At 73.6% G+C, this 12,241-nt stretch carries 12 protein-coding genes; 8 read left to right on the plus strand and 4 right to left on the minus strand.

The genetic code is table 11. The features are described 5' to 3' along the window. Window positions 1-146: 146 nt before the first annotated feature. The 3 genes from AMK19_RS13430 (at window position 147) to mscL (ending at window position 2,825) form a co-directional block, all read left to right on the plus strand. Window positions 147-1,445 (plus strand): MFS transporter, encoded by a 1,299-nt coding sequence (locus AMK19_RS13430; protein ID WP_073811359.1) that lies wholly within the window; start codon window positions 147-149, stop codon window positions 1,443-1,445. A gap of 94 nt (window positions 1,446-1,539) precedes the next feature. Then, window positions 1,540-1,845, plus strand: coding sequence for an FmdB family zinc ribbon protein (locus tag AMK19_RS13435; RefSeq protein WP_073811360.1), 306 nt, complete (start codon window positions 1,540-1,542; stop codon window positions 1,843-1,845). A gap of 566 nt (window positions 1,846-2,411) precedes the next feature. Further along, window positions 2,412-2,825: a large conductance mechanosensitive channel protein MscL gene (gene mscL / locus AMK19_RS13440; protein ID WP_073811362.1), complete on the plus strand. Its 414-nt coding sequence runs from the start codon at window positions 2,412-2,414 to the stop codon at window positions 2,823-2,825. 11 nt (window positions 2,826-2,836) lie between these two features. On the opposite strand, the gene AMK19_RS13445 is transcribed toward mscL, so the two are convergent. Together AMK19_RS13445 and AMK19_RS13450 are read right to left on the minus strand one after the other, a co-directional pair. Next, complete coding sequence (locus tag AMK19_RS13445) at window positions 2,837-3,016, minus strand: hypothetical protein (protein ID WP_073811363.1); 180 nt, start codon at window positions 3,014-3,016, stop codon at window positions 2,837-2,839. A 60-nt stretch (window positions 3,017-3,076) separates the two neighbouring features. Then, on the minus strand, window positions 3,077-4,048 hold the full coding sequence (locus AMK19_RS13450) for a sigma-70 family RNA polymerase sigma factor (RefSeq protein ID WP_073811365.1): 972 nt from the start codon (window positions 4,046-4,048) through the stop codon (window positions 3,077-3,079). Between the two features lie 321 nt (window positions 4,049-4,369). Between AMK19_RS13450 and AMK19_RS13455 the strand changes: the two genes are divergently transcribed. Together AMK19_RS13455 and murJ are read left to right on the plus strand one after the other, a co-directional pair. Continuing rightward, complete coding sequence (locus AMK19_RS13455; RefSeq protein WP_073811366.1) at window positions 4,370-5,191, plus strand: phosphatase PAP2 family protein; 822 nt, start codon at window positions 4,370-4,372, stop codon at window positions 5,189-5,191. A 327-nt stretch (window positions 5,192-5,518) separates the two neighbouring features. Continuing rightward, on the plus strand, window positions 5,519-7,693 hold the full coding sequence (gene murJ, locus AMK19_RS13460; protein ID WP_143200195.1) for a murein biosynthesis integral membrane protein MurJ: 2,175 nt from the start codon (window positions 5,519-5,521) through the stop codon (window positions 7,691-7,693). A 37-nt stretch (window positions 7,694-7,730) separates the two neighbouring features. Here the strand turns inward: murJ and AMK19_RS13465 are convergent, their stop codons facing one another. Then, window positions 7,731-8,741 (minus strand): LuxR C-terminal-related transcriptional regulator, encoded by a 1,011-nt coding sequence (locus AMK19_RS13465; RefSeq protein WP_241844390.1) that lies wholly within the window; start codon window positions 8,739-8,741, stop codon window positions 7,731-7,733. 280 nt (window positions 8,742-9,021) lie between these two features. Between AMK19_RS13465 and AMK19_RS13470 the strand changes: the two genes are divergently transcribed. From AMK19_RS13470 to AMK19_RS13480, 3 genes are all read left to right on the plus strand, one after another. Beyond that, window positions 9,022-9,354 carry a hypothetical protein gene (locus AMK19_RS13470; protein ID WP_073811368.1) on the plus strand — a complete coding sequence of 111 codons (333 nt, stop codon included), beginning with the start codon at window positions 9,022-9,024 and terminating at the stop codon, window positions 9,352-9,354. A gap of 248 nt (window positions 9,355-9,602) precedes the next feature. Continuing rightward, the gene (locus AMK19_RS13475) at window positions 9,603-9,869 is read left to right on the plus strand and encodes a hypothetical protein (protein ID WP_073811369.1); all 267 of its coding nucleotides are present in this window, start codon (window positions 9,603-9,605) and stop codon (window positions 9,867-9,869) included. Between the two features lie 34 nt (window positions 9,870-9,903). Beyond that, window positions 9,904-10,599, plus strand: a complete 696-nt coding sequence (locus tag AMK19_RS13480; RefSeq protein WP_083646749.1) for a response regulator transcription factor — start codon at window positions 9,904-9,906, stop codon at window positions 10,597-10,599. Window positions 10,600-10,708: 109 nt separating this feature from the next. Here AMK19_RS13480 and AMK19_RS13485 read toward each other — a convergent pair whose 3' ends face one another. Next, on the minus strand, window positions 10,709-12,226 hold the full coding sequence (locus tag AMK19_RS13485) for a SagB/ThcOx family dehydrogenase (protein WP_073811371.1): 1,518 nt from the start codon (window positions 12,224-12,226) through the stop codon (window positions 10,709-10,711). Between the last annotated feature and the right edge of the window lie 15 nt (window positions 12,227-12,241).

Consider the following 12,241-nt stretch of genomic DNA (forward strand, 5'->3'; position numbering starts at 1 on the left):
GACCGCTCGGCGGCCGGGCCCCGAGGCGCACCGCCCGGGCCCGGTAACAACCCCGGTCGACGCGCGAGAGGACGACTCTCGGCGCCGGTCCCGGTCCACATCTGCACGCCCGGTCCCGCGCTACCAGGCAGCAGAGAGGACCGACCGTGGCGGCTCGCCGACCGGTCGACGACACCACCGCCCCCACCGGCTACGGGGCCCTGCTGCGCACCCCCCGCGCCTGGACGTTCCTGCTTCCCGCCCTGGTCGCCCGACTGCCGTACGCCATGCTCGGCCTCGGCATCGTGCTGCTGGTGCGGGACGCCACCGGCTCCTACGGCCTGGCCGGCGCGGTCGCCGCCACCGCCGCCGTCGCGCAGGCCCTGGTCGGCCCGCAGACCGGCCGGCTCGCCGACCGGCACGGACAGGCCGCGGTACTGGTCCCCGCCGTCCTGGTGCACGCCGCCGCGGTGGGTGTGCTGATCGCGCTCGCCCACGGCGGCGCCCCCGAGTGGACGCTGTTCCTCGCCGCCGCCCCGGCCGGCGCGTCCGTGCCGCAGGTCGGCGCGATGGTCCGGGCCCGCTGGGTGCACCGGCTGAACGAGCAGCCCGCGCTGCTCAACACCGCCTTCGCCTTCGAGTCCGTCACCGACGAGTTCACCTTCGTCATCGGCCCGGTGCTGGCCACCGGCGCCGCCACCGCCGTCAACCCGGCCACCGGCCTGATCGTCGAGGCCACCCTCACCGTGCTCGGCGGCCTGGCCTTCGCCGCCCGCCGCTCCACCGCCCCCTCCCCCAGCGGCCCCGCCGAGCCCGGCCACCGCCAGGCCTCGGCGCTGGCCTCCCCCGGCGTGCGACTGCTGGCCGGCGGGTTCCTCGGCCTCGGCACCGTCTTCGGCGCGCTCCAGGTCTCCATCACCGCCTTCGCCGAGGACGCCGGCACCCCCGGCCTCAGCGGCGCGGTCTACGGCCTGTTCGCGGCCGGGTCGATGGTCGCCGGCGTGCTCTACGGCCTGATCCCCTGGCGCAGCTCGGCCCGGCAGCGGATGCTCGGCTGCTACGCGCTGCTGGTCCTCGGCTGCTCCACGCTGTGGGCGATGCCGAACCTGGTCGCGCTGGCCGTCGCCGGCCTGTTCTGCGGCCTGGCCATCGCCCCCACCCTGATCACCGGCTACACGCTGGTGGAGACCCTGGTCGCGGACGGCGCCAAGACCGAGGCGTTCACCTGGCTGACCGGCGCGATCGGCCTCGGCCTGGCGATCGGCTCGACCGCCGCCGGGCAGCTGATCGACCACTCCGGGCCCACCCTGGGCTTCACCGTCCCGCTGATCGGCTCCGGCCTCGGCCTGGTGGCGCTCGTCACGATGCGGGGTCTGCTGCTCGCCCCGGCACCCCGCGGCCGTACCGTGGCCGGGGGCGCCGCCGCCGTCCGGCAGGAGCCGGCCGGAGCGGGTCTCCACGGCTGAGCCGCTGGACTCCACCAGCGGAATGCCGCATCATGGACCGTCGTTAGCACTCATAGCGTGAGAGTGCCAGGGGGAGTGCAGGAGGAAGCGGAAAGTGCCCACGTACCAGTACCAGTGCACCGAGTGCGGCAACGGCCTCGAGGCGGTGCAGAAGTTCAGCGACGACGCGCTGACCACGTGCCCCGACTGCCAGGGGAAGCTCCGTAAGGTCTTCTCGGCCGTGGGCGTGGTCTTCAAGGGCTCCGGTTTCTACCGCACCGACAGCCGCTCCAGCTCCAGCAGCTCGCTGAGCTCGTCCTCCGGCTCGTCGGCCTCCGGCTCGTCGACCTCCGGGTCCTCGTCCTCGACGCCCTCGTCCTCGTCCTCGACGAGCAGCAGTTCGGCCCCGGCCGCGAGCTGATCGTTCGACTTCGCGCAGCAGGCCCCGCCCGGTCCGACCGGGCGGGGCCTGTTCGCGTGTCGGGGGCGGTCGCGGGGGCGGTGGCGGGGGCCGTTGCACGGATTGCTCCGGACGGCGCAGCGGTTCAGCCCTGCGGGTGACGGCGGTTTTCCACAGGGCGGGGTTTTCCACAGGGTGCGGATATCCGCGGGCGGGGGTCGGCGGGCGGTCGCAGGATGACTGCGGCGACCCCGGCCGGGGCCGCCGTTCCCGAGGAAGGGACTGCCCTCGTGACCGCCTTCGTGCTTCCCCCGCTGCCCGCCGCACTGGTGCCGCCGCGCCGCGAAGTGCCCGATTTTCCGCCGATCCGGGGCACCGCGCGGGGCCGCCACCGCTTGCGGCAGGCCGTGCGCCGGCGTCCGGGCCTGCTGGCGGCGGTCTGCCTGGCGGTGGCTGCCGCGTTCACCTCGGGCCCACTGGGGCCCGCCCCGCCGCCCGGTCCGGGGCCTGCCGGGTGCCCCCGGGCGTCAACCGAAGGGCTGGGGGTTCACCCGTGACCTTTGCGTACTGCCGCCGTTCGACGCGGCATGAAAGGCTTCAAGGAATTTCTGCTCCGCGGCAACGTCGTGGACCTGGCCGTCGCCGTCGTCATCGGCGCGGCGATCACCAACGTCGTCAATGCGTTCGTCAAAGGCGTCATCAACCCGCTGCTCGGGCTGATCGGCACCAAGGACCTGAACAGCTACGCGTCCTGTCTCCGGGGGCCGTGCTCGATGGACGCGAGCGGCAACGTGACCTCCGGCATCTTCATCCTCTGGGGCTCGGTGATCAGCGCCGTGATCAGCTTCATCATCATCGCGGCTGTCGTGTACTTCCTGATCGTCCTGCCGATGAACCACTTCCTGGCGAAGCGCAAGACGGTCGAGGAAGAGGCACTGGAAGTCGAGGTGAAGGAGGTCCAGCTGCTCACCGAGATCCGGGACGCGCTGGTCAGCCGCTGAGGGCTGCGCCGCTACTTCTCGCCGTGGTGCGGGGGCCGCTGGTCGAGGTACCAGTCCAGCCCTCGCCTGCCCGACGCCTCTCCCCAGCCGCGGTCGGTGTCGTCGCCGGTCTGCTGCTCGAACGGGTCCTTGAAGACCAGTCGCGGCGCGGGCCTGCTCTTGTCCTGCTCAGTCTTGTCCTGCTCGGTCATCCGTCCACTGTAGGACTGCCGGGCACCCCCGCGGGGGTGCCCGGCAGCCGGGGGCCGGTCTCAGGCGGCTTCGAAGCCCGCGTGGTCGGCGATCTTCTTCAGTTCGGCGAGCGCGTGCTTCTCGATCTGCCGGATCCGCTCGCGCGTCAGGCCGTGCTGCTTGCCGACCTCGGTCAGCGTCCGCTCGCGGCCGTCCTCTATGCCGTAGCGGCTGCGGATGATGGACGCGGTGCGGTCGTCGAGGCGGCCGATCAGGCCGTCCAGCTCCTCGCGGCGGAGCATGACCAGCACGGCGTCCTCCGGGGAGACCGCGCCGGTGTCCTCCACCAGGTCGCCGAACTGGGTCTCGCCCTCGTCGTCGACCGCCATGTTGAGGCTGACCGGGTCGCGGGCCCAGTCCAGGACGTCCTTGATCCGCTGCTCGGTGGTGTCCAGCTCGGCGGCGATCTCGGAGGGCTCGGCCTCGCGGCCCAGCTCCTTGGACTTCTCGCGCTGCACCCGGCGGATCCGGCCGAGCTCCTCGACCAGGTGGACGGGCAGCCGGATGGTGCGGGACTGGTCGGCGATCGAGCGGGTGATCGCCTGCCGGATCCACCACGTCGCATAGGTGGAGAACTTGAAGCCCTTGGAGTAGTCGAACTTCTCCACCGCGCGGACCAGGCCGGCGTTGCCCTCCTGGATGAGGTCGAGCAGCGGGAGGCCGCTGCGCGGGTAGCGGCGGGCGACGGCGACGACCAGGCGCAGGTTGGAGCGGATGAAGACGTCCTTGGCGCGCTCGGCGTCGTCGGCTATCGCCCGGAGCTCCTCCGTGCTGACGCCCTCGAGCTGCTCCCCTTCCTCCAGCAGGTGCTGGGCGAAGACCCCGGCCTCGATGCGCAGGGACAGCTCGACCTCCTCGGCGGCGTCGAGCAGGGGCGTCCTGGCGATCTCGTCGAGGTACATGCCGACCAGGTCGCGGTCGGCTTCGAGGTTGGTCGGTCGGGCGGCGCGCGTCCGATCGGCCCTGTCGCGTACGACGGCACGGGTGGCCATGCTTGCTCCTCACTGACGAGGCCGGGGGCGCTCCGTTCCGCCGCCTGGCACAACCGTGTGGGCCTGTTCCCGGCTCACACGTAACGATCCAACGCACAGAAATCGGACAACATTCCCAAGTGGCTCAGTTTTTCGGGAGGCATGCAGTATCCTGCCGATTTTCATCCGACCGATACACGCAGCGTGATGCGGCTCGCACACCGTGCGCCCACCCGCCGCCACCGAACCGGTGCGGAGCCTTCGCGACACATCCGCACAACCGATGCCGAATCGCTATCGCCGGACCACCGGTCGGGCCCTGCCGCGGGGAAGGTGACTGTCATGCACCAGCCCACTGATGGCTCTCCGGCGCCCGAACGACCCCCGGGCGGCGACCGCGGCGACCTCCGCTCTCCGGTTCAACGCCGGACACTGCTCCGTTGTGCCGGGATCGGCCTGGCGAGCCTGCTGCTGTTCACGGCGCTGCTGGTCCTGGTGAAAGCCGACTGGTCGCCGCTGGCCCGGCTCGACCACGGCTGGGTGGCGGCACTGCACCGGTACGCGGTGCGGCACTCGGTGTGGACGGCGGCCATGCAGACCATGGCCGACCTGGGCGCGCCGTGGACGATGCGCGCCCTGCTCGGCGCCGCCGCGCTGTGGCTGTGGTGCGTGCGCGCCCGGGTGCTGGCGGGCTGGGCGGTCTCGGTGGGCCTGCTCGGCTGGGCGGCCAGCGGCGGCGGCCGGGCGCTGATCGGGCGGCCCCGGCCGCACTTCGCCGACCCGGTCGCGATCGGCTCCGGCGCGGGCTTCCCGTCCGGGCACGCGATCGCCTCTGCGGTGACCTGCGGGGCACTGCTGGTGCTGCTCTGGCCGCGCGCGGACCGGGCGGTGCGCGCGGTCGCGGGCACCGGCGCGGCGCTCACCGTCCTCGGCGTCGGCTGGACCAGGCTCGCGCTGGGCGTGCACTACCCGAGCGACGTGCTGGCCGGCTGGGCGGCCGCCGCCGCAGTACTGGCCGGGGTGACGCTGGCCGTGGAACTCTGGCTGCCGGGCCGGTTCGGCCGGGACGTCCGACGGCTGCACTGGCGGCTGCGCTCCCGGGTGCAGCGGGTGCTGGCCCCGCCGCTGCCGCTGGAGCCGGACCATGAACCGGGCCGTTCCTGACGCCGTTCCTGACGCCGTTCCTGACGGTTCGTGAGCAACGTCACACTCCGCATCCGCCACGTTCGGGGGAGGGAACGGACGTGGGCGACATTCCGCGTGATTCCGGGCGGAAACGGGGCTGGGCGGCCGATCCGCCACCGCCGCCGCCACCTGCCGCGACGGGCCGGACCGGCCCCTGTCCGACACCCGACTCCCCATAGGGTGCCGAGTTACGGCAGACTTCTGCGGCTGGATGCACCCTGCAACCGGCAGGTGGAGCCCGGCCGGACCGGAGCTCCCGCACATTCCCACGCAACGCCGCACGGGCACCGATCGACGGGGGGTCCGATGACCACGCACACCGCGGACGGCCCGACCGACCCGTACGACCCGTACGCCCAGCAGAACAGCCAGTACCCGCAGCAGGGCGGTCCGTACGCTCCGCAGGGTGGCCAGTACCCGCAGCAGGGCGGTCAGTACGCCCAGCAGCAGGGTGGTCAGTACGCGCAGCAGGGCGGCCCGCAACACCCTCAGCAAGGTGGCCAGCACCCCCAGCAGCGCGGGCCGTACCCTCCGCAGGATCCGCCGACCATGCAGTTCAGCCGGATCTCCGACCAGTTCGGCCAGTACGACCAGGTCGGCTACCCGCCGCCCCCGCCGCAGGCCCCGGTGCCGTCGCCGCGGGCGAGCGAGGAGCAGAAACAGGAGCAGGGGGCGGCGAAGCCGGACGCCAAGCCCGCCGCGTCCACCGGCCGCAACGGCCTGATCATGGCGCTGGGCTCGCTGGCGTCCCGGGCGCTGGGCTTCGTGCGCAGCGCGGTGATCGTGGCGGCGCTGGCCACCGGCACGGCCGGTGACGCGTTCAACGTGGCGAACTCGCTGCCGAACATCGTCTACATGATGCTGCTCGGCGGTGTGCTGGCCTCGGTGTTCGTGCCGGAGCTGGTGCACGCCATGCAGACGCACAAGGACGGCGGCCAGGCGTACACCGACCGGCTGCTGACCCTGTGCGGCGTGATCCTGGTGGTGCTGACAGTCGGTGCGTGGCTGCTCGCCCCGCAGATCGTCGACTTCTACGCGCCCAAGTTCAGCGGCGTGCAGCGCGAGCTGGCGATCACCTTCGCCCGGTACTGCCTGCCGCAGATCCTCTTCTACGGCGTGTTCACCCTGCTCGGGCAGGTGCTGAACGCCCGTGACCGGTTCGGCGCGATGATGTGGACGCCGGTCCTCAACAACGTGGTGGCGATCGGCGTGTTCGGCGGCTATCTGGCAATGGGACACCACGCTTACAGGGCCGAAGAAGTGAGCAGCGGCGACGCGATGCTTCTGGGCATCGGCTCGACGCTGGGCATCGTGGTGCAGGCCGCCGCGCTGCTGCCCTCGCTGCGCAAGGCCGGTTTCACCTACCGTCCGCGCTTCGACTGGCGTGGCGCGGGCCTCACCCGGCCACTGCGCGCGGCCGGTTGGGCGCTGGCCCTGGTGGTGGCCACCCAACTGTCCTTCGCGGTGATCACCAGCCTGAGCTCCGGCGCGGGCACCGCGGCGGACCACGCGGGCATCCCGGGCGGCCGCGGCTTCTCCGCCTACAACAACGCCTACGCGCTCTTCGTAGTCCCGCAGGGCGTGATCACGGTGTCGCTGGTGACGGCGCTGCTGCCGGGCATGGCGCGGGCCGCGACGGCGGGCGACTACCGGAAGATCGGCGAGGACCTGTCGGGAGTACTGCGCTCCTCGGCGGCGATGGTGGTCACCGCCGCCGTGCTGTTCTTCGCGCTGGCCCCGCAGATCGCGATGGCCGCGTACGGCTACGGTGCGCGGGCCGGCGTGCACGACGACGCGATGGTGATCGCCTCGCTGCTGATGGCCTTCGCCATCGGCATGCCCGCGTTCTGCGCCCAGTACGGCCTGGCCCGCGGCTTCTACGCGATGGGCGACGCCCGGACGCCGTTCTGGCTGACCCTCATCAGCACGGGCACCAACGCCGCGCTGTGCTGGGTGGCGTACCAGGTGCTGCCGCTGCAGGACAAGGTGATCGGCATGGCGGTGGCGCACACCGTGGCCGCCACCTTGTCGGTGGTGGTGACCGGCGTCGCGCTGGGCCGCCGCCTGGCGAAGGGCGCTCCCCCGGCCCCGAAGGCCGAGGCGGGGGCGGTGGACTCGACGATGGTGCTGCGCACCGATGCCTTCGCGCCGGGTGCCAACGCCACCGTGGACCTGGGGACGCGGCGTGGCGCGCGGCGCGGCAGCGGGCTGGAGGGCTTCCGGCTGGTGACCCTGCACCTGGGCCTGATCCTGGCGTGCCTGCCGGGCGCGCTGGCCGCGCACTGGCTGGCGGGGCAGTTCGGCGAGGGGCTGTTCGGCAGCCTGGCAGGGCTGGCGGCGGGTTCGCTGGCGGTGCTGCTGTCGCTGTTCGTGCTGGCCCGTCCGCTGGGCGTGGGGGCGTCGGTGGCCCCGTTCGCCCGCAAGCTGCGGATCCCGTACCCGACCCCGGCCCCGGCCGCCGGGGGCAAGCACCGCCGCTAGCCCGCCGCTAACCCGTCGCCAGCCCGCCGTCGGAACGTCAGGCGGGGGCGTCCTCGGCGGCGGCCAGCCAGCCGAGGGCGGCGACCTGGATGCCGGCCTGGAAGCGGCTGCGGGCGTCCATCCGGACCATCAGGTCGGCCATCATCCGGCGGACGGTGCGCAGCGAGACGCCGAGGCGTTGGCCGGCGCGCTCGTCGGTGAGTCCTTCGGCGAGCAGGCGCAGCAGTTCGCGTTCCTGGCCGGTGAGGCCGTGCGGGTCGCGCCGGTCGGGTTCGCCGAGCGGGCGGGCGTGGTCCCAGACCTGGTCGAACAGGGCACGCAGGGCGGCGACCACGCCGGGGCTCTGCAGCAGGACGGCGCCCTTGCGGGGGTCCTCGGGGTCGATCGGGACGATGGCGGTGGAGTTGTCGACGACGATCATGCGCAGCGGCAGCGTGGGCGCGGTGCGGACGGCGCCGCCGAGGCCGTGCAGCCAGCGGGCGTACTGGACGGTGGCGGGGTCGTTGCGGACGCTGTCCTGGTAGACGGTGCGCATTCGGACGCCGCGTTCCAGGGTCTCCTGGTCGAGGGTGCGGCTGGCCTCCATGACCTGGGCGGGCTGCGGGCCGCCGGGGGCGAAGGAGAGCACTTCGGCGGTGGCGTCGGAGGCGAGCTGGATCAGCCGGTCGCGGACCTGGTCGAGGCTGACGAGCATTTCGATGCCGCGTTGTTCGCCGGGCGCGTGCAGGCTGGCGTACTCGGCGATCAGGCCGGCCATGGCGGAGCGGCTGCGTTCCATCTCGCGCTGGCGGCGGGCGGCCTCGGCCTCCTGGTGGGCGAGCAGGGCGGCGAGTCCGCGTTCGGGGTTGACGGCGCGCCAGCGGGTGCCGCAGCTGGTGGGGCGGGTGAGGGCGAGGTCGGCGAGGCGGTCGAGGGCGTCGCAGACGTCGGTCTCGGTGCAGTCGAGGTGGCCGGCGAGGCCGCCGGTGTCGAGGTCGGGGTGCAGCAGCATCGCCCGGTAGACGGCTTCGCCGAAGGCGTCGAGTCCGATCGGGCCGCCGGCGGTCAACGGGCGGTCTTCCGGGTGTCCTGTCCGGTGGCGGTGCGGATCGCTCTGTTCATTTCGGCCTCCAAAGCGCCGTTCTCGGCGCGCTGCCCCCGGGTTGGCGTTCCTGATCGGGCGTCAGGTTAGCGCCGCCCTGGTCAGTTATAGAACTGACTTGCGGAGATTCTGTCGGACAGGTGGCCGAACAGTGAAGGGTGCCGGGCAACTGTCATTTTCGTGCCATGCGGATATCTGTCACCCGTGACACGGTCCGGCGGGGGCCCGGGTTTGTCACGCTGGGGAGGTGTATGCGATCCGTCTGGAGCTGATCCCGCCGCGGCCCGTCCAGGGCGGGCCGGCGTTGGAGGCCGGTGCCGGTCCGGTCCGGCTGGCCCTGACCCGGCTGCCGCTGGACGGGGCCAGGGTCTGTCACGCCCGGGTGCTGGCCGGGCCGGACGGGCTGGCGGCGGTGTGTTTCCTGACGGCCTCTTCGCTGCTGGCGGCGGAACGGGCGCTGCGTTCGGGCGTGGGTGCGCTGGCGGAGCCGGGCGGGCCGTTGGCGGGCTGGTCGGTGGTGCGCTGCGAGGCCGATCCGTGGATCGCGCTCGGCATGGGGCTGGCCCGCGCGAGGAGTTGACGGCCGCCCGGACAGGCCCTGGGGGTGGTGGCCGTTCGGTGTCACGGCACTCTGGTGCCAGCTCCGGGTGCTGACGCGGGGGTGCCCGGCGGGCCACTCTTGGTGATGTCGGCAGGACGGCGGTGCGAGACCGCGGGAGCAGCCCCCGGCGGGGGCCGCGAATCGCACCAGTACCTGACTGCCGTTCACACCACAGGCCCCGGCGGCAGCCCGGGGATCGGTTGAATGCGAGAGGATCGGGCACTCCCATGACGCTGAACATCCGTTTTGTCACGATTGCCGCTCTGGGCGCGATGCTGGTGGGCGGCATCGCCACCGCCGCCGAGTTGACGGGCCCGACCCGGCCGGGCGCGGTGGTCACGGCGGACGGCGCCGTCGTGGGCGGGCCGCAGTCGCCGGCGGACGCCGGCGCGCAGGCGATCGTGGTCGGGCCGACCCCGGCGCCCACCCCGTCGCCGTCGGGCAGCCCGACCTCGACCGAGCCGCCGCACTCGGACACCTGGGGCTGGGGCTGACCGGGCCGGGCGACAGAGCCGGGGAGGTGTCCGGATGACCACCGCACTGGAACGCCCGCTGGTGCAGCGGGCCCTGTCCCCGCAGTTCCCGCTCGCCGCGACAGCGGCGGCGGCGAGCCCGACCCGGGTGCTGCTGGCCGACCGGCACCACCTGTTCCGTTCGGGGCTGGGGGCGTTGCTGGACCGGGAGGAGGACCTCGCGGTGGTCGCCGAGGCGGTCGGCGGCGAGGAGGCCGCGGCGGCGGCTCCCGGGGTGCGCCCGGCGGTCGCGGTGCTGGGCGTCGATCCGGAGCAGCCGGACCCGACGGCGGCGGCGCGGCGGCTGCAGCACGCCGTACCGGGCGCCGCGGTGCTGCTGCTGGTGCCGGCGCTGCCGCGGACGGCGCAGGACCGGCGGGCGCTGGTGGAGGGCGCGGCCGGGGTGCTGTTGAAGGACGTGCAGGCGCCGGCGTTGATCGCGGCGGTGCGCGAACTGGCCCGCGGCGGCCGGGTGTACGACCCGCGGCTGGTGCTGGAGGTGGTGCGCGGGGGCCAGTCGGGACCGCTCAGCCGCCGGGAGCTCGCGGTGCTGGGCGAGATCGCCGAGGGCAGCACGGTGCAGGAGGCCGCGGCGGCGCTGTCGCTGTCGCCGGGGACGGTGCGCAACTACGTGTCGGCGGCGATCGCCAAGACCGGTGCGCGCAACCGGTGCGACGCGATCCGGATCGCCCGCGAGTGCGGCTGGCTGTAGGCGCCGCCGAGAAGAGAACACGCAGACCCGCCGACGACCCGTCAGATTCCCGCTGACGGGTCGCAGGCATGCGCGCTTACGGACGGACGGGGCCTCGGAAAGGCTCGCTTCAGAAGGTCTCGCCGAGTCCCTCCCCGGCGCGGGCGGCGTCGACCACGTCGGCGAAGCCGTGCGCGGTGCGGGGCACGTCGGCGGGGCGGCTGCCGATCAGGAACTCGCCGACGGAGGATTCGGCGGTCCAGTCGAGGCCGAGGGCGCGGGCGGCGGCGTCGGTGTCGCCGGAGCCGAGTCCGCAGGGGGCCAGGCCCATGGCGGTGGCCACCAGGTAGAGGGTCTGGTAGAGCACGCCGACGTGCTTGAGGGTCAGCGCGTAGGCGATCTGGCTGTACTTCCAGGAGAGTCGGCCGAACCGGCTGGTGACGGTGAGCAGCACCTGCGGGTCGACGGTGCAGGCGGTGGCCCGCCAGGCCGCGGTGACGAGTTCGCTGAACGCCGTCTCCTCGCCGGGGTGTTGGAACGGCCGGGGGCGCAGCCGGTGGGCCGCGGCGTCGTACCGGTAGACGCCGGGTTCGAGGCCGACGCACTTGACCACCGAGAGGTAGATCTCCAGTTCGCCGGTGGCGCCGCCGGCCGGGTAGGGGCGTTCGACGCCGTCGTAGCCGTGCGGGTCGGCGGGGTCGCCGGGGATGACGCGGCGGACCCGGGCCACCCGGTAGAGCAGTTCGGCGAGTTGGTCGAGGGTGACGGGGGTCTCGGCGTAGGAGCGGACCGAGCGGCGGCCTTCCAGGACTTCGCTGAGGGCGGGGTCGCGGGCGACCACGGTGTCCCAGTCGGGGACGGGCAGGTCGATGCCTTCGGACTCCTCGCGGGCGCCGGGGCCGGAGACGGCGGGCAGTTGCGGGACGTCCTGGTGGGCGAAGACGCCGCCGGTCGGGTAGTCGTGCCGGCCGGGGCGGCTGCGGGAGTGGAACAGCAGGTCGTGGAAGTCCCACAGCGGGGCTTCGGCGCCCTGGCCGGCGTCCAGGAAGCCGCCGCCGGCGAGCAGTCCGGCCAGCGCCTCGCCCTCGGCGGCGGACATGCCGGCCAGCAGGGCGGCGTCCTCGGCGGTGCGGGAGGCGCTGAGGGCGGCGACGAAGGCCCCGGCGGCGGCCCGGTGGAGGACCAGCCGGAACGGCGCCATCGGGGATTCGAGGACGCAGGACTCGCCGTGGCCGTCCGGGAGCCGGCGCAGGTAGGCGAACCGGGAGAGCACCAACTGGCCGGTGGGGCGGGCGAATCCGGGCAGGGCGGCGGCGCGGGCGATCGGCACGGCGGTGGCCAGCGGGTCGCCGAGCGGGCCGGTGACGGTGGTGGTGACCAGGTACGGGAAGCGTTCGAGGAGCTTGAGCAGCCGGACCTGGTCGAGGGCGAGTTCGTCCAGGTCGGCGTCGGTGCGGGTGAGTTCGGCGAGTGCGGCGACGGTGCGCTCGCCGAGGGCGTGGACGCGCTGGCGGCCCCACGGGTGGGCGAGTTCGACGTCGGCGCCCTGGGCGGTGACGTCGACCTCGGGGCGCAGGCGGAGCAGCCGGCGGAGCGGTCGGTGGCCTCCGGTGGTGGCGACGGGTGGCAGGTGGTCGATGACGGTCATGGGTACCTCCCCGGG

This window comes from Kitasatospora sp. CB01950, assembly GCF_001905465.1.
Classification (GTDB): Bacteria; Actinomycetota; Actinomycetes; order Streptomycetales; family Streptomycetaceae; genus Kitasatospora.

Bases quoted from the DNA above. Each gene is read 5' to 3' on its own strand.
- AMK19_RS13445 (WP_073811363.1), bottom strand. From the start codon at position 3,016: ATGACCGAGCAGGACAAGACTGAGCAGGACAAGAGCAGGCCCGCGCCG.
- mscL (WP_073811362.1), top strand. From the start codon at position 2,412: ATGAAAGGCTTCAAGGAATTTCTGCTCCGCGGCAACGTCGTGGACCTG.
- AMK19_RS13475 (WP_073811369.1), top strand. From the start codon at position 9,603: ATGACGCTGAACATCCGTTTTGTCACGATTGCCGCTCTGGGCGCGATG.
- AMK19_RS13455 (WP_073811366.1), top strand. From the start codon at position 4,370: ATGCACCAGCCCACTGATGGCTCTCCGGCGCCCGAACGACCCCCGGGC.
- AMK19_RS13450 (WP_073811365.1), bottom strand. From the start codon at position 4,048: ATGGCCACCCGTGCCGTCGTACGCGACAGGGCCGATCGGACGCGCGCC.
- AMK19_RS13480 (WP_083646749.1), top strand. From the start codon at position 9,904: ATGACCACCGCACTGGAACGCCCGCTGGTGCAGCGGGCCCTGTCCCCG.
- murJ (WP_143200195.1), top strand. From the start codon at position 5,519: ATGACCACGCACACCGCGGACGGCCCGACCGACCCGTACGACCCGTAC.
- AMK19_RS13485 (WP_073811371.1), bottom strand. From the start codon at position 12,226: ATGACCGTCATCGACCACCTGCCACCCGTCGCCACCACCGGAGGCCAC.